At 56.0% G+C, this 22,398-nt stretch carries 21 protein-coding genes and 1 tRNA gene; 12 read left to right on the forward strand and 10 right to left on the reverse strand.

Annotation, left to right across the window (positions count from 1 at the left end; all coding sequences use genetic code 11):
• The first annotated feature begins 2 nt into the window (after window positions 1-2).
• Both tatC and tatD read left to right on the forward strand, forming a co-directional pair.
• Window positions 3-773 carry a Sec-independent protein translocase subunit TatC gene (tatC, locus tag MOQ06_RS00205; protein WP_148421587.1) on the forward strand — a complete coding sequence of 257 codons (771 nt, stop codon included), beginning with the start codon at window positions 3-5 and terminating at the stop codon, window positions 771-773.
• Between the two features lie 41 nt (window positions 774-814).
• Window positions 815-1,597: a 3'-5' ssDNA/RNA exonuclease TatD gene (gene tatD / locus MOQ06_RS00210; protein WP_148421585.1), complete on the forward strand. Its 783-nt coding sequence runs from the start codon at window positions 815-817 to the stop codon at window positions 1,595-1,597.
• Here the strand turns inward: tatD and rfaH are convergent.
• Window positions 1,594-2,085 carry a transcription/translation regulatory transformer protein RfaH gene (gene rfaH / locus MOQ06_RS00215; protein WP_242173182.1) on the reverse strand — a complete coding sequence of 164 codons (492 nt, stop codon included), beginning with the start codon at window positions 2,083-2,085 and terminating at the stop codon, window positions 1,594-1,596. The two genes, tatD and rfaH, sit on opposite strands and share 4 nt — an antisense overlap.
• Window positions 2,086-2,254: 169 nt before the next feature.
• On the opposite strand from rfaH, the gene ubiD reads away from it, so the two are divergent.
• The 3 genes from ubiD to MOQ06_RS00230 all read left to right on the forward strand — a co-directional run bounded on the left by ubiD (window position 2,255) and on the right by MOQ06_RS00230 (window position 6,329).
• Window positions 2,255-3,751 carry a 4-hydroxy-3-polyprenylbenzoate decarboxylase gene (gene ubiD, locus MOQ06_RS00220; RefSeq protein ID WP_148421584.1) on the forward strand — a complete coding sequence of 499 codons (1,497 nt, stop codon included), beginning with the start codon at window positions 2,255-2,257 and terminating at the stop codon, window positions 3,749-3,751.
• Between the two features lie 39 nt (window positions 3,752-3,790).
• A complete protein-coding gene (gene fre / locus MOQ06_RS00225) occupies window positions 3,791-4,492 on the forward strand; it encodes an NAD(P)H-flavin reductase (protein ID WP_148421582.1) in 702 nt (233 codons plus the stop codon).
• Between the two features lie 217 nt (window positions 4,493-4,709).
• Entirely contained in the window at window positions 4,710-6,329 is a 1,620-nt protein-coding gene (locus MOQ06_RS00230) for an ABC-F family ATP-binding cassette domain-containing protein (protein WP_242169828.1), read from the forward strand.
• A gap of 38 nt (window positions 6,330-6,367) precedes the next feature.
• On the opposite strand, the gene MOQ06_RS00235 is transcribed toward MOQ06_RS00230, so the two are convergent.
• Window positions 6,368-6,655 carry an HTH-type transcriptional regulator gene (locus MOQ06_RS00235; RefSeq protein WP_242169830.1) on the reverse strand — a complete coding sequence of 96 codons (288 nt, stop codon included), beginning with the start codon at window positions 6,653-6,655 and terminating at the stop codon, window positions 6,368-6,370.
• A 330-nt stretch (window positions 6,656-6,985) separates the two neighbouring features.
• Here MOQ06_RS00235 and MOQ06_RS00240 point away from each other — a divergent pair, with 330 nt between their 5' ends.
• Window positions 6,986-7,696 carry a DUF3053 domain-containing protein gene (locus tag MOQ06_RS00240; protein WP_242169834.1) on the forward strand — a complete coding sequence of 237 codons (711 nt, stop codon included), beginning with the start codon at window positions 6,986-6,988 and terminating at the stop codon, window positions 7,694-7,696.
• A gap of 245 nt (window positions 7,697-7,941) precedes the next feature.
• Window positions 7,942-8,154: an RNA chaperone/antiterminator CspA gene (cspA, locus tag MOQ06_RS00245; RefSeq protein WP_003860775.1), complete on the forward strand. Its 213-nt coding sequence runs from the start codon at window positions 7,942-7,944 to the stop codon at window positions 8,152-8,154.
• A 58-nt stretch (window positions 8,155-8,212) separates the two neighbouring features.
• Here the strand turns inward: cspA and ghrB are convergent, their stop codons facing one another.
• From ghrB to MOQ06_RS00275, 6 genes are all read right to left on the reverse strand, one after another.
• Window positions 8,213-9,187 (reverse strand): glyoxylate/hydroxypyruvate reductase GhrB, encoded by a 975-nt coding sequence (gene ghrB / locus MOQ06_RS00250; RefSeq protein WP_242169837.1) that lies wholly within the window; start codon window positions 9,185-9,187, stop codon window positions 8,213-8,215.
• Window positions 9,188-9,214: 27 nt separating this feature from the next.
• Window positions 9,215-10,495 carry an MFS transporter gene (locus tag MOQ06_RS00255; protein WP_176608997.1) on the reverse strand — a complete coding sequence of 427 codons (1,281 nt, stop codon included), beginning with the start codon at window positions 10,493-10,495 and terminating at the stop codon, window positions 9,215-9,217.
• Between the two features lie 114 nt (window positions 10,496-10,609).
• Entirely contained in the window at window positions 10,610-11,548 is a 939-nt protein-coding gene (locus MOQ06_RS00260; protein ID WP_242169839.1) for a sugar kinase, read from the reverse strand.
• Between the two features lie 3 nt (window positions 11,549-11,551).
• Window positions 11,552-12,301: a sugar phosphate isomerase/epimerase gene (locus tag MOQ06_RS00265; RefSeq protein ID WP_148421568.1), complete on the reverse strand. Its 750-nt coding sequence runs from the start codon at window positions 12,299-12,301 to the stop codon at window positions 11,552-11,554.
• Window positions 12,302-12,403: 102 nt separating this feature from the next.
• Window positions 12,404-13,420, reverse strand: coding sequence for a LacI family DNA-binding transcriptional regulator (locus MOQ06_RS00270; protein ID WP_242169841.1), 1,017 nt, complete (start codon window positions 13,418-13,420; stop codon window positions 12,404-12,406).
• Between the two features lie 163 nt (window positions 13,421-13,583).
• On the reverse strand, window positions 13,584-14,246 hold the full coding sequence (locus MOQ06_RS00275) for an OmpA family lipoprotein (RefSeq protein ID WP_148421564.1): 663 nt from the start codon (window positions 14,244-14,246) through the stop codon (window positions 13,584-13,586).
• Window positions 14,247-14,410: 164 nt separating this feature from the next.
• Between MOQ06_RS00275 and MOQ06_RS00280 the strand changes: the two genes are divergently transcribed.
• Window positions 14,411-16,738: a molybdopterin guanine dinucleotide-containing S/N-oxide reductase gene (locus tag MOQ06_RS00280; protein ID WP_277932163.1), complete on the forward strand. Its 2,328-nt coding sequence runs from the start codon at window positions 14,411-14,413 to the stop codon at window positions 16,736-16,738.
• On the opposite strand, the gene MOQ06_RS00285 is transcribed toward MOQ06_RS00280, so the two are convergent.
• Both MOQ06_RS00285 and tag read right to left on the reverse strand, forming a co-directional pair.
• The gene (locus tag MOQ06_RS00285) at window positions 16,701-17,147 is read right to left on the reverse strand and encodes an N-acetyltransferase (RefSeq protein ID WP_176608992.1); all 447 of its coding nucleotides are present in this window, start codon (window positions 17,145-17,147) and stop codon (window positions 16,701-16,703) included. The genes MOQ06_RS00280 and MOQ06_RS00285 overlap by 38 nt on opposite strands.
• Window positions 17,125-17,706 (reverse strand): DNA-3-methyladenine glycosylase I, encoded by a 582-nt coding sequence (gene tag / locus MOQ06_RS00290; protein ID WP_242169844.1) that lies wholly within the window; start codon window positions 17,704-17,706, stop codon window positions 17,125-17,127. The genes MOQ06_RS00285 and tag overlap by 23 nt, the downstream gene beginning before the upstream one ends.
• A 160-nt stretch (window positions 17,707-17,866) precedes the next feature.
• On the opposite strand from tag, the gene MOQ06_RS00295 reads away from it, so the two are divergent.
• The 4 genes from MOQ06_RS00295 to MOQ06_RS00310 all read left to right on the forward strand — a co-directional run bounded on the left by MOQ06_RS00295 (window position 17,867) and on the right by MOQ06_RS00310 (window position 21,951).
• A complete protein-coding gene (locus MOQ06_RS00295) occupies window positions 17,867-18,409 on the forward strand; it encodes a lipase (protein ID WP_148421556.1) in 543 nt (180 codons plus the stop codon).
• Between the two features lie 238 nt (window positions 18,410-18,647).
• On the forward strand, window positions 18,648-19,850 hold the full coding sequence (locus MOQ06_RS00300) for an MFS transporter (protein ID WP_148421554.1): 1,203 nt from the start codon (window positions 18,648-18,650) through the stop codon (window positions 19,848-19,850).
• A 237-nt stretch (window positions 19,851-20,087) separates the two neighbouring features.
• Entirely contained in the window at window positions 20,088-21,782 is a 1,695-nt protein-coding gene (gene eptB, locus MOQ06_RS00305; protein WP_148421552.1) for a kdo(2)-lipid A phosphoethanolamine 7''-transferase, read from the forward strand.
• Window positions 21,783-21,874: 92 nt separating this feature from the next.
• A tRNA-Pro gene (locus tag MOQ06_RS00310) sits at window positions 21,875-21,951 on the forward strand.
• The last annotated feature ends 447 nt before the right edge of the window (window positions 21,952-22,398 follow it).

The following is a 22,398-nucleotide window of genomic DNA, read 5'->3' on the forward strand; positions in this document are numbered from 1 at the left end:
ACATGGCAGTAGATGATACTCAACCGCTCATCGCGCACCTCATTGAACTGCGCAAGCGCCTGTTAAACTGCATTATTGCGGTTTTCCTCATTTTCCTGTGTCTGGTCTATTTCGCCAACGATATCTACCAGGTGGTCTCTGCGCCCTTGATTAAACAGATGCCGCTGGGGGCAACGATGATCGCAACGGACGTTGCTTCGCCGTTCTTTACCCCAATCAAGCTCACCTTCTGGGTGTCGCTGATTGCGTCTGCGCCGGTTATTTTGTATCAGGTCTGGGCCTTCATCGCCCCGGCGCTGTACAGGCATGAGCGTAAGCTGGTGATCCCGCTGCTGGTATCCAGCTCCCTGCTGTTCTATATCGGCATGGCGTTCGCTTATTTCGTGGTCTTCCCGCTGGCCTTTGGTTTTCTGACGCATACCGCGCCGGAAGGGGTGCAGGTATCCACGGACATCGCCAGCTACCTCAGCTTTGTCATGGCGCTGTTTATGGCGTTCGGCGTCGCGTTCGAAGTGCCCGTGGCGATAGTCCTGCTCTGCTGGGTAGGCGTTACGACACCGGACGATCTGCGTAAAAAGCGTCCGTACATCCTCGTCGGGGCGTTTGTCGTGGGTATGCTGTTAACTCCGCCAGACGTTTTCTCGCAGACGCTGCTGGCAATACCCATGTACTGCCTGTTTGAAGTCGGCGTGTTCTTCGCACGTTTCTACGTGGGTAAGGGGCGTACGCGTGATGATGAAGACGTAGAGTCGGAAGAGACCACTAAAGAATAAAATCAGCCGCCCGTCAGGGCGGTTGTCATATGGGGAATACCATGTTTGATATTGGGCTTAACCTGACCAGCTCACAGTTTGCGAAAGACCGTGATGAGGTGGTGGCGCGCGCGTTTGCCGCTGGCGTTAACGGGCTGTTGCTGACGGGAACCAATCTGCACGAGAGCGAGCAGGCACAGCAGCTGGCGCAACGCTATCAACGCTGCTGGTCCACCGCAGGCGTGCACCCTCATGACAGCAGCCAGTGGACGCATGAAAGTGCTGAGGTACTTCATCGCCTGGCGAAAACGCCGGAAGTCGTTGCCATTGGTGAATGCGGGCTTGATTTCAACCGCAACTTCTCAACGCCTGAAGAGCAGGAAAACGCGTTTACCGCCCAGCTCGCCCTGGCAGCAGAGTTGGGAATGCCGGTGTTTATGCACTGTCGCGATGCCCATGAACGTTTTCTGGCATTGCTGGAGCCCTGGCTGGATAAACTGCCTGGCGCGGTGCTGCACTGCTTTACGGGCTCCCGGCAGGAGGCGCTGGATTGCCTGAATCGCGGGCTTTATCTGGGAATTACCGGCTGGGTGTGCGATGAACGTCGTGGGCTTGAGCTGCGCGAGCTGCTGCCCGTTATCCCGGCCGATCGTTTGCTGCTTGAAACAGATGCGCCGTATTTGCTGCCTCGGGATATGCAGCCTAAACCGGCATCGCGACGTAATGAACCCGCTTACCTGGGGCACATAGCTGAACGCGTGGCGCACTGGCGCGGAGAGGATGCCCAGTGGCTGTCAGCACGAACCGATGACAACGTGCGTCGTCTGTTCGGCGTGCAGTTTTAAACTTTTCGAAAATCGGTGTTTTTGACGCTCTGCAACACCTCTTTGTTCAACAGGTTAAGCAGCAGCATTGAACGCGCTTCACCGTCCGGCTCAGCGAAGATGGCCTGTAAGCCTTCAAAGGCGCCTTCGGTGATCACCACGCTGTCGCCGGCATAGGGGGTTTCCGGATCGGTAATATCTTCAGGCTGCTGGTAAACGGAAAGCTGATGAATAACCGATGACGGCACCTTTGCCGGATGGGCGCCAAAACGCACAAAATGGCTGACGCCGCGCGTGGCGCTGATCGTCGTGGTGTGGATCACTTCGGGGTCGAACTCAACGAACAGGTAGTTCGGGAACAGGGGCTCGCTGACGGTCGTGCGTCTTCCACGCTGCATTTTTTCAAGCGTGATCACGGGTGTCAGGCAGTTAACAGACTGACGTTCAAGATGTTCCTGCGCGCGCTGAAGTTGCCCGCGTTTGCAATACAGTAAATACCAGGCCTGCATAATCACTCTTCCCATTGTTCGGGGCGCAAGCATATCAAAACCCTGGCGGGATCGCTAAGGTGATTATAATGGGCAAAAAGCGAGTAAGTCGTGGAAGTTCACGCTAATTTAACAAAATTACAGCATCACGCGGGCTTACGCCGTATAATGAAGCGCTTACAGAGAGGCCATGATTAACTGCATGAAATACCACGATCTACGCGACTTCCTGGCGCTGCTTGAAAAGCAGGGCGAACTCAAACGCATTACGCTTCCTGTTGATCCGTATCTGGAAATGACAGAAATCGCTGACCGCACCCTGCGCGCGGGCGGCCCGGCGTTGCTGTTTGAAAACCCAAAAGGCTACGCCATGCCGGTACTGTGTAACCTGTTCGGCACTCCTCGCCGCGTGGCGATGGGGATGGGGCAGGAAGATGTTACGGCGCTGCGCGAAGTGGGCAAACTGCTGGCCTTTCTGAAAGAGCCGGAACCGCCGAAAGGGTTCCGCGACCTGTTCGACAAGCTGCCGCAGTTTAAGCAGGTACTGAACATGCCGACCAAACGCCTGCGCGGTGCGCCGTGCCAGCAAAAAGTGCTGGAAGGCGATGCGGTTGATCTTACCACCATTCCGATTATGCAGTGCTGGCCTGAAGATGCCGCACCGCTGATAACATGGGGCCTCACCGTCACGCGTGGGCCGCATAAAGAGCGACAAAATCTCGGAATCTATCGTCAGCAGCTGATTGGCAAAAACAAGCTCATCATGCGCTGGCTGTCCCATCGCGGAGGCGCGCTGGATTTCCAGGAGTGGTGCGCGGCCCGTCCGGGCGAACGCTTCCCGGTTTCCGTCGCGCTGGGTGCCGATCCGGCAACCATTCTGGGCGCGGTTACGCCCGTTCCTGACACGCTGTCGGAATATGCCTTTGCAGGGTTGCTGCGCGGCACCAAAACTGAAGTGGTGAAGTGTATCTCCAATGACCTGGAAGTACCGGCCAGTGCGGAGATCGTGCTGGAAGGCTACATTGAACAGGGCGAGCTGGCACCCGAAGGGCCGTACGGCGACCACACCGGCTACTACAACGAAGTGGATAACTTCCCGGTGTTCACCGTCACGCACATTACCCAGCGTGAAGATGCCATTTATCACTCCACCTACACCGGCCGTCCACCCGACGAACCGGCGGTACTGGGCGTGGCGCTGAATGAAGTGTTCGTGCCGATCCTGCAAAAACAGTTCCCGGAAATTGTTGATTTTTATCTGCCGCCGGAAGGGTGTTCGTATCGCCTGGCGGTGGTAACGATGAAGAAGCAGTATGCCGGTCACGCTAAACGCGTGATGATGGGCGTATGGTCTTTCCTGCGCCAGTTTATGTATACCAAGTTTGTGATTGTCTGCGATGATGACGTTAACGCCCGCGACTGGAATGACGTCATCTGGGCCATCACCACGCGTATGGATCCCGCGCGTGATACGGTGTTAGTGGAAAACACGCCGATTGATTATCTGGACTTTGCCTCGCCGGTTTCCGGCCTTGGCTCAAAAATGGGACTGGATGCCACGAATAAATGGCCTGGCGAAACCGACCGTGAATGGGGTCGCCCGATCGAGAAAGATCCTGCCGTGACCGCGCGCATTGACGCGATCTGGGACGAGCTGGCCATAATGAATAACGGTAAGGCAGAATAAGACCGTTTAGCCCTATAGACTTCCCGACAGAGAGAGCGAATGACAACCTTAAGCTGTAAAGTGACGTCGGTAGATGCTATTACCGACACCGTATATCGCGTCCGTTTGGTTCCTGAAGCGGCATTCTCATTCCGTGCCGGCCAGTACCTGATGGTCGTGATGGACGAGCGTGATAAGCGTCCTTTCTCTATGGCCTCTACGCCTGCAGAGAAGGAATTTATTGAGCTGCATATTGGTGCGTCTGAGCTTAACCTGTACGCGATGGCCGTGATGGACCGCATCCTGAAAGAGCGTGAAATCGTGGTCGATATCCCTCACGGCGAGGCCTGGCTGCGTGAAGACGAAGATCGCCCGCTGATCCTGATTGCCGGTGGCACGGGCTTCTCTTATGTTCGCTCTATTCTGCTGACCGCTCTGGCGCGCAATCCGAATCGTGATATCACCATCTACTGGGGCGGCCGTGAAGAGAAGCACCTTTACGATCTGTCTGAGCTGGAAGCGCTGAGCGTGAATCATCCACACCTGCGCATCGAGCCGGTTGTCGAGCAGCCGGAAGAGGGCTGGCGCGGGCGCAGCGGTACCGTGCTGACAGCGGTATTGCAGGATCACGGAACGCTGGCCGGGCACGATATCTACATTGCCGGTCGCTTTGAAATGGCGAAAATTGCCCGCGACCTGTTCTGTAACGAACGTGACGCGCGGGAAGATCGCCTGTTCGGCGATGCGTTTGCGTTTATCTGAATCAGAAACCCGCTTCGGCGGGTTTTTTCTGCTCTGACAAAAGCGCTGGCGAAAATTTAACCTTGAAATGGGCGGCGCATTACCGCTATCCTTGTTCCGGATAAATTTCGTCCTCAGGAGCGCCCCCCAAAAATGAACAAACACGACTGATGAATTTCGATCCTTGCTAAACGCACCGCGTCGGCAGGGGATGTTTTGATTTCATTCAGGAGTGCTTATGGCTCATTTTGCGCAGTCCCCCTCTTTTATTTTGCATCAGGTCACCTGTCAGTTTGCGACGGGCGATATCCTTTTCGGTCCACTGAATCTTTCTCTGGATTCGTCGGTTTGCGCGCTGGTTGGCCGCAACGGCAGTGGAAAAACGCGCCTGCTGCGCCTGCTGGCTGGCATAGACGAACCCGCCAGCGGGCACGTTGAGCGCTTTGGCTCGCACGCCTACGTGGCCCAGCAGCAGGATATTTCCCCTCACGCCACGCTTGCCGGGCTGCTTGGCCATGAGGCGATCTTCGCCGCCCGTAAACGCGTCGACAGCGGTGATTATGAACCCGAGGATCTCGACACGCTCGAGGGACGCTGGGATCTGGCTGAACGTCTGAGCCATGCTTTCATCGCTGCAAACCTTCCCCCGTTCGATCCGAATAAACCCGCAGCGGCGCTGAGCGGCGGCGAGCGTATTCGTGCCTTGCTGTGTGGTGCGTTCACCGAAGATGCGGATTACCTGCTTCTGGATGAACCGACCAACCACCTCGACGGGCAGGGCCGGGAATGGTTCTACGAGCAGCTTTCCCGGTACCAGGGCGGCGTGCTGGTGGCCTCTCACGACCGTGAGTTACTGGCGCAGGTAACGCGCATCCTTGAACTGAGTGCTTTTGGCTTGCGCAGCTTCGGCGGAAATTATGCTGACTATAAAAGCCAGCGCGACGCTGAGCAGCAGGCCGCCCGCGCTGCGCTGGAACATGCCGCCACCGAGCGTAAACGTACCCGCACCCGTATGCATAAAGAGCATGATGACAGCCAGCGGCGTTCAGCAAAAACGCTTCGCAAGGTCGATAGCCTCAACATTGCCTCGTTTGAACGGGTCAAGTACAAAGCGGCGGCGAAAGAGCGCATCGGTTCCTGGAAAAAACAGCATAGCGATCAAAATGATGCGCTTAACGCTGCGGTTAACCAGGCACGCGAGCGGGTAGAAGCGGATAACGCGGTGATGTTTACCCTGCCGGGCAGTCAAATTGCGCAAGGGAAGCAGGTGCTGGTGCTGCAGGATCTGGTGCTTCCGCATGTGTCTCTCCCGCCGATAAACTGGCGAATGGACGGCCCCATGCGCGTGGCGCTTCGCGGGCCTAACGGCTGTGGGAAATCTACGCTTTTAAAAGTGATGCTGGGCGAAACTGCCCCCGTTTCCGGTACCTGTAACGTCTCCGTCACGCGCGCCTGTCTCGATCAGCAACTTTCCCGGCTGGATCTGTCGCAGTCGGTGATGACACACCTCAACCTGGGCAATACGCCGCTCGAGGAGGGCACGCTGCGTACCCGGCTGGCGCAGCTTCAGCTGGGCGCGGAAAAAGTAACGCTTCCTCTGGGTGAACTGAGCGGTGGCGAGCGCCTGAAGGCCGCGCTGGCCTGCGCGTTGTGGCGTGAAGCTTCAGCGCAGCTGTTGCTTCTGGATGAGCCGACCAATCATCTCGATCTGGCCTCCGTTCAGGCCATTGAAGCGGCTCTGGCCGATTTTCCCGGCGCGCTGCTGGTGGTATCGCACGATGAAGCCTTTCTGAAAGGGCTGAAGCTGACGCATGAGCTGGTGTGGGAAGAGTCAGGATGGCGATGCGAAAGTCTGTAAACACAAGCCCCCGCAAGGGCGGGGGCAAAAAAACGTTATCAGGCTAACTGCTTGCGAAGGTCAGGGTTCGCCTGAATCAGGCGCATCAGCTTTAACTCGGCCGGAGTAGGCTTTTCACGTTTTGACTCCCACTCCATTACCATCGCTACGCTGACACCCATCGCTCTTGCGAATTCATCTGTTTTCAGGCCCGACCCTTTGCGTAAACGCTCAAATTCACTGAAAGGATTGGGCTTTGTTTGCAGGATATACGTCGGCGGTACATCTTTAAAAATAATCTGTTCCAGGCTGCTCAGCAGCTCAAACTCAGGATCTTTTAATTCCATTGAGAACTCCTCATAAATCACACATCGGGATCATGAACATCAGAGAGCCTGTTAAGAATAGTCCCTAAACCAGACACAGGATCGTCACGGCTGTGATTAATTGTGCGATCACCATCGCTTTACGCGTTTCAGCTATATGGATATTTATGCTAATTACCTGATTAGTCATATATCGGCGGGTCAGGTATTTTTTTGTAAATAGTAAGCTATAAAACGGGAATACCCGTTTTGTATGAAAAGTCTATCTTGCAAGGCTGTCCTGGACTATTCTTGTCAGCGTTAGGCACGCGTGTGCCGGTGTGCGCTTTTTTGGGTGAAAGGAGTAATAAAATGGCGACAGGAAAGTCCTGCTCTCGCTGGTTTGCGCCTGTAGCGGCGTTATTAATGGTGGTTAGCCTGAGCGGGTGTTTTGATAAGGAAGGCGATCAGCGCAAAGCGTTTATCGATTTTCTCCAGAATACAGTGTTGCGTAGCGGCGAGCGTTTACCAACGCTGACTGCGGATCAGAAAAAACAGTTTGGTCCATTCGTCTCTGATTACGCCATTCTGTATGGCTATTCGCAGCAGGTAAGCCAGGCGATGGATTCCGGGATCCGCCCGGTCGTGGACAGCGTAAATGCCATCCGCGTACCGCAGGATTATATGACCCAGCGCGAACCGCTGCGCCAGTCCAATGGCGCGCTTGGGGTACTGAGCCAGCAGCTGCAAAATGCCAAAATGCAGGCTGATGCATCGCGCTCCGCGCTGAAGCAGGGCGAAGATCTGAAACCGGTCTACGACCAGGTGTATGAGAAAGTGGTGACCAAACCGTCAAACGCCTTGCAGCCGCTGATCCCGGCCGCTCAGGTCTTTACTCAGCAGCTGGTGCAGGTGGGTGACTTTATCAGTGAACAGGGTACGCAGGTGAGCTTCGTCTCCAATGGTATCCAGTTCCCGACCTCCCAGCAGGCGAGCCAGTACAATACGCTGATCGGGCCGCTGGCGTCCCAGCACCAGGCCTTTAGCCAGGCATGGAGCGCAGCGGTCGCTGCTACGGAATAATAAAAATCCCCGCTTCTGGCGGGGTTTTTTTATGCGTAATGAAAATAACGCTTGTCATTCGTCTACCACATCGGTATAACTATGTTCGTCGGTTTGTTACACAGACCTAAAGCAGTTTAGTAAAGCAGTCCAGATTGTTATCCATAGATACCCTTCGTAGTGACCCTTCCTTCATCGCTTAAAAATCTGTAACGCAATCCATCAAAGCCGGAAGGCACAATATATTTGTTAATAAGGTAATTTCTATGTCTGCTAAAATGACTGGTCTGGTAAAATGGTTCAACGCTGATAAAGGTTTCGGCTTCATCACTCCTGACGATGGCTCTAAAGACGTGTTCGTACACTTCTCTGCTATCCAGAACGATGGCTACAAATCTCTGGATGAAGGTCAGAAAGTTTCCTTCACCATCGAAAGCGGCGCTAAAGGTCCAGCAGCTGGTAACGTTGTAAGCCTGTAAGCTTCCAACCCAGTAGCACAAAATTCAAAAACCCGCCTTCTGGCGGGTTTTTTCGTTTCTACTGCCGTACCTGCGGATTAACGCAGTTTTTATCCACTTTTCCGCTAAGCGCAGCAATCAGGTTGTCTACCGCGGTCGCCGCCATGCTGTAGCGCGTTTCGTGAGTCGCAGAGCCGATGTGGGGCAGGGCGACGACGTTTGGCATGGCCAGCAGTGGAGAATCTACGGGCAGCGGCTCCTGTTCAAACACGTCCAGGCCGGCGGCGTGGATCTCACCGTTTTGCAGTGCCTCAATCAGCGCCTTCTCATCCACCACCGGGCCGCGACCCGCGTTGATGAAAATGGCCGATCTCTTCATCTTTTCAAACGCCGCTTTGCCAAAGAGATGACGCGTTTCATCCGTCAGCGGCAGGATCAGGCAGACAAAGTCGGCTTCCTGTAGCAACGCATCAAGCTCGCAGTAGCGGGCGTTGAAGCGCTCCTCAGCTTCGCCGTGATGATGGCGTGCGTTATAGAGAATCGGCATGTTGAAGCCGAAATGGGCGCGCCGGGCCAGCGCCATACCGATACGCCCCATCCCGACTATTCCCAGGGTTTTGCCATGAACGTCCACGCCGAACCAGTCGGAGCCGATGCTTTTCGTCCATTCGCCTGCCCTTACGCGCTCAGCCACTTCCACCACGCGACGGGCAGTGCTGAGCACCAGCGCCATCAGCGTGTCGGCGACGGTTTCCGTCAGGGCATGTGGCGTATGCATCAGCAGGATGTTGCGCGCGTTAAGCGCATCCACGTCGAAGTTGTCGTAACCCACGGAAACGGTTGAGGTTGCACGAAGCTTCGGCATTTTCTCCAGCAGCGCTGCATCCACCTTTTCGCTTGAACCCAGCAGGCCCTCGGCGCTGGCAAACGCGTCGGCGTGCTGCGCCACGGTTTCCGGGCTGAGGTTCTTCACCCGGGTAACGGTAAAATGTTCTTCCAGGCGTTTTTGCAGATCTTCGGGCAGTGCTTTGTACAAAATGACGGACGGCTTCATGCTAATCTCCGTTGATTTTAAAAGGATTCAGGCGTGGCGTGCGCCGACGGGTAGCTGTTGATTATTAGCAGGCTTAACGATCAGAGTAAGCCATACCGAGGCAAAAAGCGCCACCCCCATAAAGATGTAAGAGGCTGAAGGGCTGCCGGTTGCGCCGTTGAGATAGCCGACAAACCACGAGCCAAAGAACGAGCCCAGCGCACCCATGCTGTTGATCAGCGCCATCGCGCCGCCCGCGACGTTACGCGGCAGCATTTCCGGGATGATGGCAAAGAACGGACCATACGGGGCGTACATGGCAGCACCCGCGATCACCAGCAGCGTATAGGAGGCCCAGAAGTGGTTCGCACCCACGGCCCAGGAGCCAATAAAGGCAAAGGCAGCGATCAGCAGCAGTGGCCAGACGAACAGCTTACGGTTTTGCAGCCTGTCCGACGCCCAGGAAACGACGATCATCGCGATGGTTGCGGCCAGGTAAGGCACCGATGACAGCCAGCCAACTTCCACCATGCCCAGGTTCTCACCGCCGCTGCGGATAATCGACGGCAGCCACAGCACAAAGCCGTACACGCCAATGCTCCAGGTAAAATACTGCGCGCACAGCAGGATGACGTTACGGGAGCGGAAGGCTTCGCCATAGTTACGCACCGCTTTCAGCCCCTGCTGCTCTTTATCCAGCTGCGCCTGCAGTGCGGCTTTCTCATCCTCCGAAAGCCACTTTGCCTGGGCAGGCTTATCTTTTACCAGCACCCACCAGCAGAAGGCCCAGAGGATCGCGGGAACCCCTTCGATGATAAACATCTCACGCCAGCCGTAGGACTGGATGAGGTAGCCGGAAACCACCGACATCCACAGTACGGTGACCGGATTGCCGAGTATCAGGAACGTATTGGCGCGTGAACGCTCGGATTTCGTGAACCAGTTGCTGATGTAAATCAGCATCGCCGGCATAACTGCCGCCTCAACCACGCCGAGAATGAAGCGAATGGCGGCCAGAGCAGGAATATTATTCACCACCCCAGTGAGGGATGCACAGGCGCCCCACAGGATCAGGCAGATGAAGATAAGCTTTCGCACGCTGCGGCGCTCGGCGTAAATCGCGCCGGGGATCTGGAAGAAGAAATAGCCCAGGAAGAAGAGAGCCCCCAGCAGGGAGGATACCCCTTTGGTGATCCCGAGGTCTTCGTTGATCCCGGCGGCGGATGCAAAACTGAAGTTGGCACGATCCAGGTACGCCAGGCTGTACGTGATAAACACGATTGGCATGATGTACCACCAGCGTTTTACTGCATTGGTCGAACTGTTCATAGGCTTGCCTCTGTTGTTGAGGTTGTTAACCCCTCACCCTAACCCTCTCCCCAAAGGGTAAAGGTGATGACTTGTACCTTCTCCCCTTTGGGGAGAGGGCCGGGGTGAGGGGATTTAGTCGTTAAGCTGCGCGCGGGTTGGCAGGCCTTCACTGTCGCCCTGCACCTGAATCGCCAGCGAACCAATTTTGTTGCCCCGCGCCACGGCCTGCGGCAGCGGTTTGCCTTCCAGCAGGGCACTGATGACCCCGACGGCAAATCCATCGCCAGCGCCCACGGTATCGACCACGTTGTCGACTTTTACCGCGGCGACCGCGCCTCGCTCACCGTCGGCGGTTTTAAACCATGCGCCGTCGGCACCGGTTTTCAGCACCACGGCTTTCACCCCTCTGTTGAGATAAAAATCAGCAATGCCTTCCGGCGTACTTTCGCCCGTGAGGATCATTCCCTCTTTTATACCCGGCAGAACCCAGTTCGCCTGGAATGCCAGACGATTCAGCTTCTCGACCATCTCCGCCTCGCTTTTCCACAGCACCGGACGCAGGTTAGGATCGAACGAGATCGTCTTACCCAGAGCCTTCATGGTGGTCGCGGCACGATCGAGCAGCTCATACGAGCTGGCCGACAGCGCGGCTGCCACACCGCTCAGGTGCAGATGGCGTGCGCATGCAAAATAGTCGGCGTGATAATCTTCCGCCGAGAGATGACTTGCCGCCGACCCTTTGCGGAAGTATTCCACGATGGGATCGGTTCCATTTTCGACTTTAGACTTAAGCTGAAAGCCGGTCGGGAAGCGCCCGTCGAGCGTGACGCCTTCGGCATCAATCCCCTCTTTTTTCAGCGAGTCGAGAACGAAATGGCCAAAGCTGTCATCCCCCACGCGGCTCACCCATCCGACGTTCAGCCCAAGGCGCGCCAGCCCGGTTGCAACGTTCAGCTCTGCGCCTGCCACGCGTTTAATAAAGCGTTCTACCGCGCTCAGCTCGCCCGTTTCGGTGGCAACGAACATCGCCATGGCCTCGCCGATAGTGATAACATCCAGCGTCTTGTGCATGGTTTACTCCTCGCGCAGCAGGTTGACGTAATGACGGGTAACGGCGGTCAAGTCCGTCCCTTCGAGCGGAAACTCGATACCGCGCGGGGCGTCGGCAGGCAGTTGATTAAGCAGATCCCGCCAGCCTGAATCGCTCTGGTCCGGGGCAACGGCGCGGAACTGCTCCTTGTGGGGGACGGCGGCTTTGACGTGAATATAGCTGACGGCCGGAGCCAGCTGGCGCGCGGCCTCTTCCGGAGAGTCGCCGACCCACAGCCAGTTGCCCATATCGAACGTCAGCGTAACCGGCAGCGACATCACCCGACAGGCGGCTTTGAAGCGCTGCATCGGGGCGAGCTGGCCGCAGTCCGTCTGATCGTTCTCTACCACCAGCGTCATGCCGCTTTCATCCAGCAGCGCGCGCAGGGAGTGAAGCGGCTGTTTGTTGCTGAAATGACCCAGTGAGACCTTAAGCCACAGCGCGTTCAGCGTGCTGGCTTCGGCAAGATAGCGCGGGAGATCCGGATTGAGGGTTCCGTCTGGCATAAACAGGGGCGCCGGTGCCGAGTAGCACGCCAGCAAACCCAGCAGTTCAATGGACTCGCCAAGCGCAGGCAGCGCCAGCAGTTCGTCGCTGCAAAACAGCTCGCGGCGGATCTCGACGCCATCCGCCCCTGCGGCAGCAATTACGGGCAGCATCGCCCGCTGGCCGCCCGCCTGACGCACCCGGTCGGCGCCATACGCGGCGGTGACCACCATTATTTTCCTGCTCATTTCCTGACTCCATCGCGTAATCGATAGTATTACGCTAGATGGAACCGGTTCCAAAGAAAAGTTCAGGATGCCGGATTTATGATCGCTGTCACGAAGGGGAGTTTAACGGGCGGTAGAGCCGCGAACGATCAGCTCGCCGGAAAAAACCTGCTCGCGGACGGCGCCGCTGGTGCCTTCAATTCGACGAACCACTTGTTCAACAGCGGCATAGCCGATCTGCCAGGTAGGTTGCTTAAGTGTGGTAATACCCACGCCTGCTATTTCTGCCCACTCCAGCTCATCGAAGCCGAGTAAGCCGATGTCGCTGCCCCAGTGCAGGCCAATACGTTTGAGCGAGCGCGCCACCTGAAGCGTGAGCGCGCCGTTAGCGGAGATCACCGCTTTACGCATGCCCCGATGGCGGGTGTGGAACTGGCGCAGGGTATTATCCATCTGGCCAGATTCGTGCAGGGGAATTTCGGCATTTTCGGCGATTACGCCGGGATAACGCGCCAGCGTGGCGCGAAACGCAGCCAGACGGTCGCGGCGGGTGTTTACCATGCCCAGCGGTTCGCTCAGGAACAGAATCGCTTCGAAACCCTGCTCGATAAGGTGCTCGGTGGCGGTGGTGGCGGCCTGGGTGTTATCCAGCCCGACTACATCGCAGGCAAACTCCGGGATTTTACGGTCGATAAGCACCATCGGCAGGGACGACTGTTGCAGGCGATTTAACCCTTCTTCACGCATCCCGACGGCGTTCACCACGATCCCTTCTACCTGATAGCTGCGGAGCAGATCGAGGTAGTGCAGCTCCTGATCAACCTCGTTATTGGTATTACAGACCAGCGGGGTAAAGCCTTTTTCACGGCACGCCGCTTCGATGCCGCTGAGGACGTTAACGGAGTAGGGGTTGGTGATGTCGGCGATAATAAGGCCTATCAGACGGGTTCGACCGCGCTTGAGGCCGCGAGCCATAAGGCTGGGACGGTAGTCGAGTTCGGCAATGGCCTGTTCAATACGCGCCAGCAAGGCATCGGAAAGCAGGTGTTTCTCGCCGTTGAGGTAGCGCGAGATGCTGGTTTTACCGGTTCTGGCGGCTTTCGCCACGTCGCTGATGGTGGCCCGGGCTGGTTTGCGCATCGCTGATTTCCCTGAAATGAGTGAGAATACCTTAGCGGGAAAATTATCGATGGCAAGTGGTTCATTATGAAAGGTGTTGCCTGATGCCCTTACCCCAACCCTCTCCCGTGGGAGAGGGCGCAAACGCTAAAAACGGCAACGAACGTTGCCGTTTTGCTTCCACCTACTGAATTGGGCTTAGGGTGATCTCAACGCGACGGTTCTGCGCTTTGCCTTCCGCCGTGCTGTTGCTGGCAATCGGGTTAGCCGGACCCATACCGCTGGTGCGGATGCGGTTCGCTTCAACGCCCTGGGTAATCAGCGAGCTGGCCACGGAATCGGCACGCTGCTGCGACAGGCGCATGTTCAGCTCCTGGCCGCCGGTGCTGTCGGTATAGCCAATTACGTTTACCGCCGTCTTGTTGTACTCTTTCAGCACCATGGCCACGCCGGTCAGGGTATTCGCGCCTGCGGGCTTCAGCGTTGCGCTGCTGCTGTCGAAGGTCACGTTATTTGGCATGTTCAGGATGATGTTGTCGCCGCTGCGCGTGACGCTCACGCCCGTACCTTTCATTTTGTCACGCAGCTTCGCTTCCTGCACATCCATGTAATAACCCACGCCGCCGCCCAGCGCTGCGCCTGCTGCTGCGCCAATCAGCGCGCCTTTGCCGCGATCTTTCTTGGAGGAGGAGAGGGCACCCACGCCTGCGCCGACCAGCGAGCCAATACCTGCGCCGATGCCGGATTTACCCGCTTCGCGTTCGCCGGAGTAAGGGTTGGTTGTGCAGCCAGAAACAGCCAGTGCACCGCTCACCAGAGCGGCAATAACGAGTACGCGTTTTTTCATCTTATTTCCTTAATCCTTTTTATTCTTTGCCACGACGAACGTGGCAGTGGATTATGACGTCCGGATACGGAGAAAATTCAGTGCATAACTCTGAAATTTGTCACAAACCTTAAACTGCCTCATCGAAAGGCCGGAACACCTGCACGCAACCAGGAGCGCACGCTTTGAGCACCTCAATCAAAACCATTCTGACCGCCGCCCACTGGGGGCCAATGCTGGTCGAAACTGATGGCGATACTGTGCTGTCGTCCCGCGGGGCTTTGCCTTCACACCACCTCAACTCGTTACAGACCGTTGTTCGCGACCAGGTTCACAGCAAAACCCGCGTGCGCTGGCCGATGGTGCGTAAGGGCTTTCTGGCCTCGCCGGATAAACCGCAGGGCATTCGCGGGCAGGATGAATTCGTTCGCGTAAGCTGGGACGACGCGCTGGCGCTGATCCACTCGCAGCATAAACGCATCCGCGACAGCTACGGCCCGTCGTCCATTTTTGCCGGATCGTATGGCTGGCGCTCTAACGGCGTGCTGCATAAGGCCGCAACCCTGCTGCAGCGCTACATGAGCCTGGCCGGGGGCTATACCGGCCATCTGGGTGATTACTCTACCGGAGCGGCGCAGGCGATCATGCCGTATGTCGTAGGAGGCAATGAGGTATACCAGCAGCAGACCAGCTGGCCGCTGGTGCTGGAGCATACCGGGGTGGTGGTGCTGTGGAGCGCAAACCCGCTCAACACCCTGAAAATTGCCTGGAATGCGTCCGACGAACAGGGCATCGGGTATTTCGATGCGCTGCGTAAAAGCGGCAAGCGCATCATCTGTATCGACCCGATGCGCTCTGAAACCATGGATTTCTTCGGGGACAGCGCCGAGTGGATCGCGCCGCATATGGGTACCGACGTGGCAATGATGCTGGGTATCGCCCATACGCTGGTTGAGAACGGCTGGCACGATACGGCATTTCTCGCGCGCTGTACCACGGGGTTCGATAAATTTGCCGACTATCTGACGGGCAAATCCGACGGTGTCGCCAAAACGGCAGAGTGGGCCGCGGGCATTTGCGGCGTAGAGGCGGTTAAAATTCGCGAACTGGCGGCCTTATTCCATAATAATGCAACGATGTTGATGTCCGGCTGGGGAATGCAGCGCCAGCAGTTTGGCGAGCAGAAGCACTGGATGCTGGTGACGCTTGCCGCCATGCTCGGACAGATTGGCACGCCGGGCGGCGGTTTTGGTCTTTCCTATCACTTTGCGAACGGCGGCAATCCGACGCGTAAAGCGGCGGTGCTGGCTTCCATGCAGGGCTCGGTGCAGGGCGGCGTGGATGCCGTAGATAAAATCCCCGTGGCGCGCATCGTTGAGGCCCTGGAGAACCCGGGCGGGTTTTATCAGCATAACGGCCAGGACCGCCATTTCCCGGATATCAAATTTGTCTGGTGGGCGGGCGGGGCCAACTTCACCCATCATCAGGATACTAACCGCCTGATCCGCGCCTGGCAGAAGCCGGAGCTGGTGGTGATTTCGGAGTGCTTCTGGACCGCATCAGCGAAGCATGCCGACATCGTGCTGCCGGCCACGACCTCATTCGAGCGTAACGATCTCACCATGACCGGGGATTACAGCAACCAGCACATGGTGCCGATGAAGCGCGTCGTCGCTCCACGGGATGAAGCGCGTGATGATTTTGACGTCTTTGCCGACCTGAGCGAAATGTGGGAAGCGGGCGGCCGCGAGCGTTTCACCGAAGGTAAAACGGATCTGCAATGGCTGGAAACGTTTTATCAGATTGCCGGCCAGCGCGGTGCCGCGCAGGGCGTGACGCTGCCGCCGTTTGCTGAATTCTGGGAGGCGAATCAGCTTATCGAAATGCCGGAAAGCGAGCAGAACGCGCGGTTTATACGTTTTGCGGATTTCCGTCGCGACCCGGAGAATCACCCGTTAAAAACGGAAAGCGGGAAGATTGTGATCCACAGCGAGCGCATCGCCAGCTTTGGCTATGCGGACTGCCCGCCGCACCCAGCGTGGCTGGAGCCGGACGAATGGCATGGCAATGCGCAGCCGGAGCAGCTCCAGCTGCTCTCAGCCCATCCGGCGCATCGTCTGCACAGCCAGCTCAACTATTCGTCGCTGCGCGAGCAGTATGCGGTGGCCGGGCGTGAGCCTATCGTGCTGAATAGCGATGACGCAAAAGCGCGGGGGATTCACAGCGGCGATCTCGTTCGCGTCTGGAACGCGCGCGGGCAGGTGCTGGCGGGTGCCGTGGTGAGCGACGGGATCCGCCCTGGCGTTTTCTGCATTCATCAGGGCGCATGGCCCGATCTGGCGCTGAACGAGGGCGGCATTTGTAAGAACGGGGCCGTAAACGTGCTGACCAAAGATCTCCCCAGCTCGAAGCTGGGGAACGGCTGCGCGGGCAATACGGCGCTGGCATGGGTCGAAAAATATCAGGGGCCAGAGCTTACGCTGACGGCGTTCGATCCGCCTGCCAGCTCATGATCCACGTCGGGTGCTGAGTATCATCCTGCCAGGCGCTGTCTTCAATGCGAAAACCCTGAGCATGATAGAAATTCACCGCCCGCACGTTTTTCTGATACACCTCCAGGGTTAAATACGGGTAGTGCTGCTGAACGTGGTTCAGCAGCGCATGCCCGATACCCTTTCCGATGAATGCCGGGGCGACAAACAGGGCGCCAACGAACTGGGACTGCATCACGCTGATAAAGCCACGCAGGGCGCCGTTCTCCTCCCATACCCAGGTTTCGGCAACGGGAAGGTATTCATCGCGCACCATCGCTTCATTCGCTTTCCAGTAGCCTGCATCGATAAACGGGTGTGCCTCGGTTGTGCTCTCAAGCCACAGGCTTAAAAGCCGGGCGGTATTCTCACTTTCCCATTTGCGGATCATGTTCTCCCTCCGGGTGGCAGAAGCAGCCCGTGATGTGGTCATTGACTAACCCGCAGGCCTGCATAAAGGAGTAGCAGATGGTGGTGCCCACAAATTTAAAGCCGCGTTTTTTTAGCGCTTTTGACAGGGCATCTGAGGCGGGTGTCGAGGTTGGGATCTCTGCAAGCGTGGCGGCCTGGGTTATCTTCGGCTCGTTATCCACAAACGACCAGACGAAGGCCGAAAAAGGTTCGCCGTTTTGCTCCATCGCCAGGTAAGCCCGCGCGTTACCGATAATCGCCTGAATTTTACCGCGATGGCGGATGATGCCGGCATCCAGAACCAGCCTTTCCACGTCTTCGTCGCCCATAGCCGCAACGGCAACCGGATCGAACCGGTGAAAGGCGTTGCGGTAGTTCTCCCGCTTTTTCAACACGGTGATCCACGATAGCCCAGCCTGCTGGCCTTCAAGGCAGATCATCTCAAACAGTTTTTTACCGTCGGTTTCCGGTACGCCCCATTCCCTGTCGTGATAATCGATATAAAGCTGATCCTGGCTTACCCAGCCGCAACGTTGCATAGGCTCTCTCCCTTCCTGATACGGTAAACGCAAAAATTTCAATCTGCCCGGCTTGACGTGCCTGCTAAAGAGACAATAGTTAATACAGGGCTATATGCCCTAATACCTCTTCGAACAATGACATATATCGCCGAACTCGGCTCTTTCTGGAGTCGCTTTGATGATGATAAAAAAAATCAGTGGTCGCCATGCTGCTTCTGGCCTGGTGGGCGTCTCAGCCTGCCTGTTTTTTTGTAACACCGCTTTTGCGTGGCAACAGGAATATATCGTTTCAGATGCACAAAGTAATACGACAGAACGCTATACATGGGATGCCGATCACCAACCTCGCTATGAAGATATTCTCGCGGAACGCATTAATCGCTCGCAGAATGCTGCGGGGTTTGCCCTGAACGACCCATCCGGTTCGGATGCGGAAACCGTTCTGAGCGTTGGCTGGAATTTTCCCGTGGCGGGACGTTTCACGACCGGACCCGTCATGGCGTGGCGCAATGATGGCTCTGCCCCTGTAGTGGTGAATGCGTATGGCGATACAACCACCACGCAGTCGCTTACCGACCCCCTCTGGCATGCCAGCGTTAACTCGCTGGGGTGGCGTGTCGATACGCAGTACGGTGATTTACACCCCTGGGCGAAGATAAGCTATAACCAGCAGGCCGATGAAGAGTATTTATATACCCTGGGATTGAGTGCCAGATTTTAGGGTTGTTATTTTTTTAAACGCTGCGGTAACATATTTAATACAATAATGGCGCGGCTTGTGGCGATAGTGTCCACTCACATCCGGGCGTTTTCTTTCCCGGCAAGGTCATTCATTCCCGATTCCAGGCATTTCATTCCGTTTCTCCTGCATCTCATGCCGTTTTACCCCAGCTGTTGCAGGGTTTTCTGTATCGTTGTCCTCAGCGAATTCCCTTAATTTCTCTTGCAGGACAACTGCCATGAACACATCAACCTATAACCGCACGCGCTGGCTGACGCTATTCGGCACCATCGTTACCCAGTTTGCACTGGGCTCGGTCTATACCTGGAGCCTGTTTAACAGCGCGCTGTCCGATAAGCTCGGCGCACCGATAAGCCAGGTGGCGTTCTCCTTTGGCCTGCTGAGCCTTGGGTTAGCAATTTCCTCCTCCGTGGCGGGTAAACTGCAGGAGCGCTTCGGCGTGAAGCGCGTGACCATGGCCTCCGGCATCCTGCTGGGCGTGGGCTTCTTCCTGACGGCGCACTCCAGTAACCTGATGATGCTGTGGCTGAGCGCAGGGGTGCTGGTGGGGCTGGCGGACGGCGCGGGCTACCTGCTGACGCTGTCCAACTGCGTGAAGTGGTTCCCGGAGCGTAAAGGGCTCATCTCCGCCTTTGCCATTGGTTCATATGGCCTGGGCAGCCTCGGGTTTAAATTCATCGACTCCCAACTGCTGGCCTCGGTAGGGCTTGAGAAAACCTTTATGATCTGGGGCGTGATTGTTCTGGTCATGATCCTCTTCGGCGCCACGCTGATGAAAGATGCTCCTCAGCAGGAGGTAAAAAGCGTTAACGGCGTGGTGGAGAATGATTTCACCCTCGCGCAGTCCATGCGTAAACCGCAGTACTGGATGCTGGCGGTGATGTTCCTGACGGCCTGCATGAGCGGTCTGTATGTCATTGGCGTGGCGAAAGATATCGCGCAGGGAATGGTGAAGCTGGATGCAGCGACGGCGGCGAATGCGGTGACGGTGATCTCCATCGCTAACCTCTCTGGGCGCCTGGTGCTGGGTATTCTGTCTGACAAAATCGCCCGTATCCGCGTGATTACGCTGGGGCAGGTTATCTCGCTGGTGGGCATGGCGGCGCTGCTGTTCGCGCCGCTGAACGAGGCGACATTTTTTGCGGCAATCGCGTGCGTGGCCTTTAACTTTGGCGGCACCATTACCGTCTTCCCGTCGCTGGTGAGCGAGTTCTTTGGCCTGAATAACCTGGCAAAAAACTACGGCGTGATTTATCTCGGCTTTGGTATCGGCAGTATTTGCGGTTCGCTGATTGCCTCGCTGTTTGGTGGCTTCTACGTGACCTTCTGCGTGATATTTGCCTTGCTGATTATTTCCCTCGCGCTCTCCACGACGATTCGTCAGCCGCAGCGTGAAGCGTATAAAGAAGCGCATGCATGATTCGATAAAAAGAGGCCGCAGGGCCTCTTTTTTTATCTCAGCATCGCTTCCGGACTTGTTATTTTGTAAAAATCTTCAACGATCACATTCTCTGCTGCCACTTTTCTTTCCCGCTGTGGTCTACTTATCGCGCTTGTAGACGTTTCTGATAACGGTTTCTCTCGCATCTACTTACTCTGTCAGCTTTCTCAATGAGATTCGGCGGGTCTATATACCCCTTCCCCCAGGGTTGTTTGCATGAAATATATTAGGTCTCTTACCCAGCAAAGATTGTGTTTGATGCTGGCTGTCTATATCGGATTATTTCTGAATGGCGCGGTGCTGTTCAGAAGAGTGGAAGGTTACTTCGAGCACCTCACCGTAAGAAATGGAATTTTTGCCGTAATTGAAGTGTTCGGTTCCGTCCTCGCGACATTCTTCCTGTTACGCCTGCTCTCGCTCTTTGGCCGCCGTACCTGGCAAATTCTGGCCTCGCTGGTGGTGATTATCTCCGCCGCCGCCAGCTATTACATGACCTTCATGAACGTAGTTATTGGCTACGGTATTGTCGCCTCGGTGATGACCACGGACATCGACCTCTCGAAAGAGGTGGTGGGACAAGGGTTCATCATGTGGACAATCCTGACCTGCCTGGTGCCGCTCTTCTTTATCTGGAGTAATACCTGCCGCTATACCCTGTTACGCCAGCTGCGTACCCGGGGACAGCGTATCCGCAACGTCGTCGTTGTTCTGCTGGCGGGGCTGCTGGTGTGGGCACCGATTCGCCTGATGGAAAAACAGCAAAGAAATGTCGAAAAAGCCACGGGCGTGGATATGCCAAGCTACGGCGGCGTGGTCGCCAACTCGTATCTGCCCTCTAACTGGCTGTCGGCGCTAGGCCTGTATGCATGGGCGCAGGCGGACGAGTCCAGTGATGTGAAATCGCTGATCAACCCGACCAAAAAATTCACCTACCAGGCCCCGGCAGACGGGCTGGATGATACGTATGTGGTCTTTGTAATCGGCGAAACGACGCGTTGGGATCATATGGGCATTCTCGGTTATGACCGCGACACCACGCCGAAGCTGGCGCAGGAAAAGAATCTGGTGGCTTACCGCGGCTACTCCTGCGATACCGCCACGAAGCTCTCGCTGCGCTGTATGTTTGTGCGTGAGGGCGGTGCGAGTGAAAACCCGCAGCGTACCCTCAAAGAGCAAAACGTGTTTGCTGTGCTGAAGCAGCTTGGCTTTAGCTCTGATCTGTTCGCCATGCAAAGCGAGATGTGGTTCTACACCAACACCATGGCGGACAATATCGCCTACCGCGAGCAGATTGGCGCCGAGCCGCGTAACCGTGGAAAGAGCGTCGATGATATGCTGTTGCTCGAGGAGATGTCACAGTCTTTGAAAAGTCATCCTAAAGGTAAGCATTTGATTATCCTGCATACCAAAGGATCACATTACAGCTATTACCAGCGTTACACGCGAGATTATGCGAAGTGGCAGCCGGAGTGTGTCAGCATTAATGCCAGCTGTAGTAAGGAAGAGCTGGTAAATGCTTTCGATAACACGGTGCTGTATGTAGATACGTTCCTGAGCCGGGTTATCGATCAGCTACGCGATAAGAAAGCGATCGTTATCTACGCGGCTGACCACGGCGAGTCCATCAACGAGAAAGAGCATTTACACGGTACGCCGCGTAAGCTGGCGCCGCCGGAGCAGTTCCGGGTACCGATGATTATGTGGATGTCGGATAAGTATCTGGAAAACCCTGACAAAGCCAAAATGTTCGCCCATCTGAAACAGCAGGCAGAAATCAAGGTGCCGCGCCGTCACGTTGAGCTGTACGACACCATTATGGGCTGTCTCGGCTATACCTCGCCTGACGGCGGGATTAACGAAAATAACAACTGGTGTAAACTCCCTGATAACACCACAAAAGCCGCGCAGTAGCTGCTCTGGCGAGAATATCGCCAGTTGAATGGCTTTTTGAAAATAAGGGATTGACGGGGAGCGCACCTCAGCAGTAAGATGCGCTCCGCATTCGGCGAGTAGCGCAGCTTGGTAGCGCAACTGGTTTGGGACCAGTGGGTCGGAGGTTCGAATCCTCTCTCGCCGACCACATTCTAAAAAGGGCTAACCGCAAGGTTAGCCCTTTTTGCATTAACGCCTTATCCGGTGCCACTCAGTAAAATACCCCTTAGCCCTGCTTCTCCCTGTCTGCTCACGGTTTTGTGACATAATCCATTGTATTTTTTTATATATAGTTTGATCTTTTTTCGCGTTGCTTATGGATAACCTCAGCATTTTTCGCTGTGCGTTTTAACGTTCGCGGTATTTAGTGCTCAGATAATCACCATTCTGTAAGAAAATTTACCCATTCTGAATAAAACTTAATCACTGTGTGTTGCGAAATATGAAGATAGTTGTGCTGCATCATGGCGAGTAGCATAAATTTCTCTGCTGAAAACTGGCTTTCAGAGTTTTTTTAATCTTTGTTTGCGGTTTCTCACACTCCACGTAAATCCCCGCCACCTGTATTGACGTTTTCACATTCTGTTGACAGATT

This window comes from Enterobacter sp. I4, assembly GCF_022669095.1.
GTDB lineage: Bacteria > Pseudomonadota > Gammaproteobacteria > Enterobacterales > Enterobacteriaceae > Enterobacter > Enterobacter pasteurii.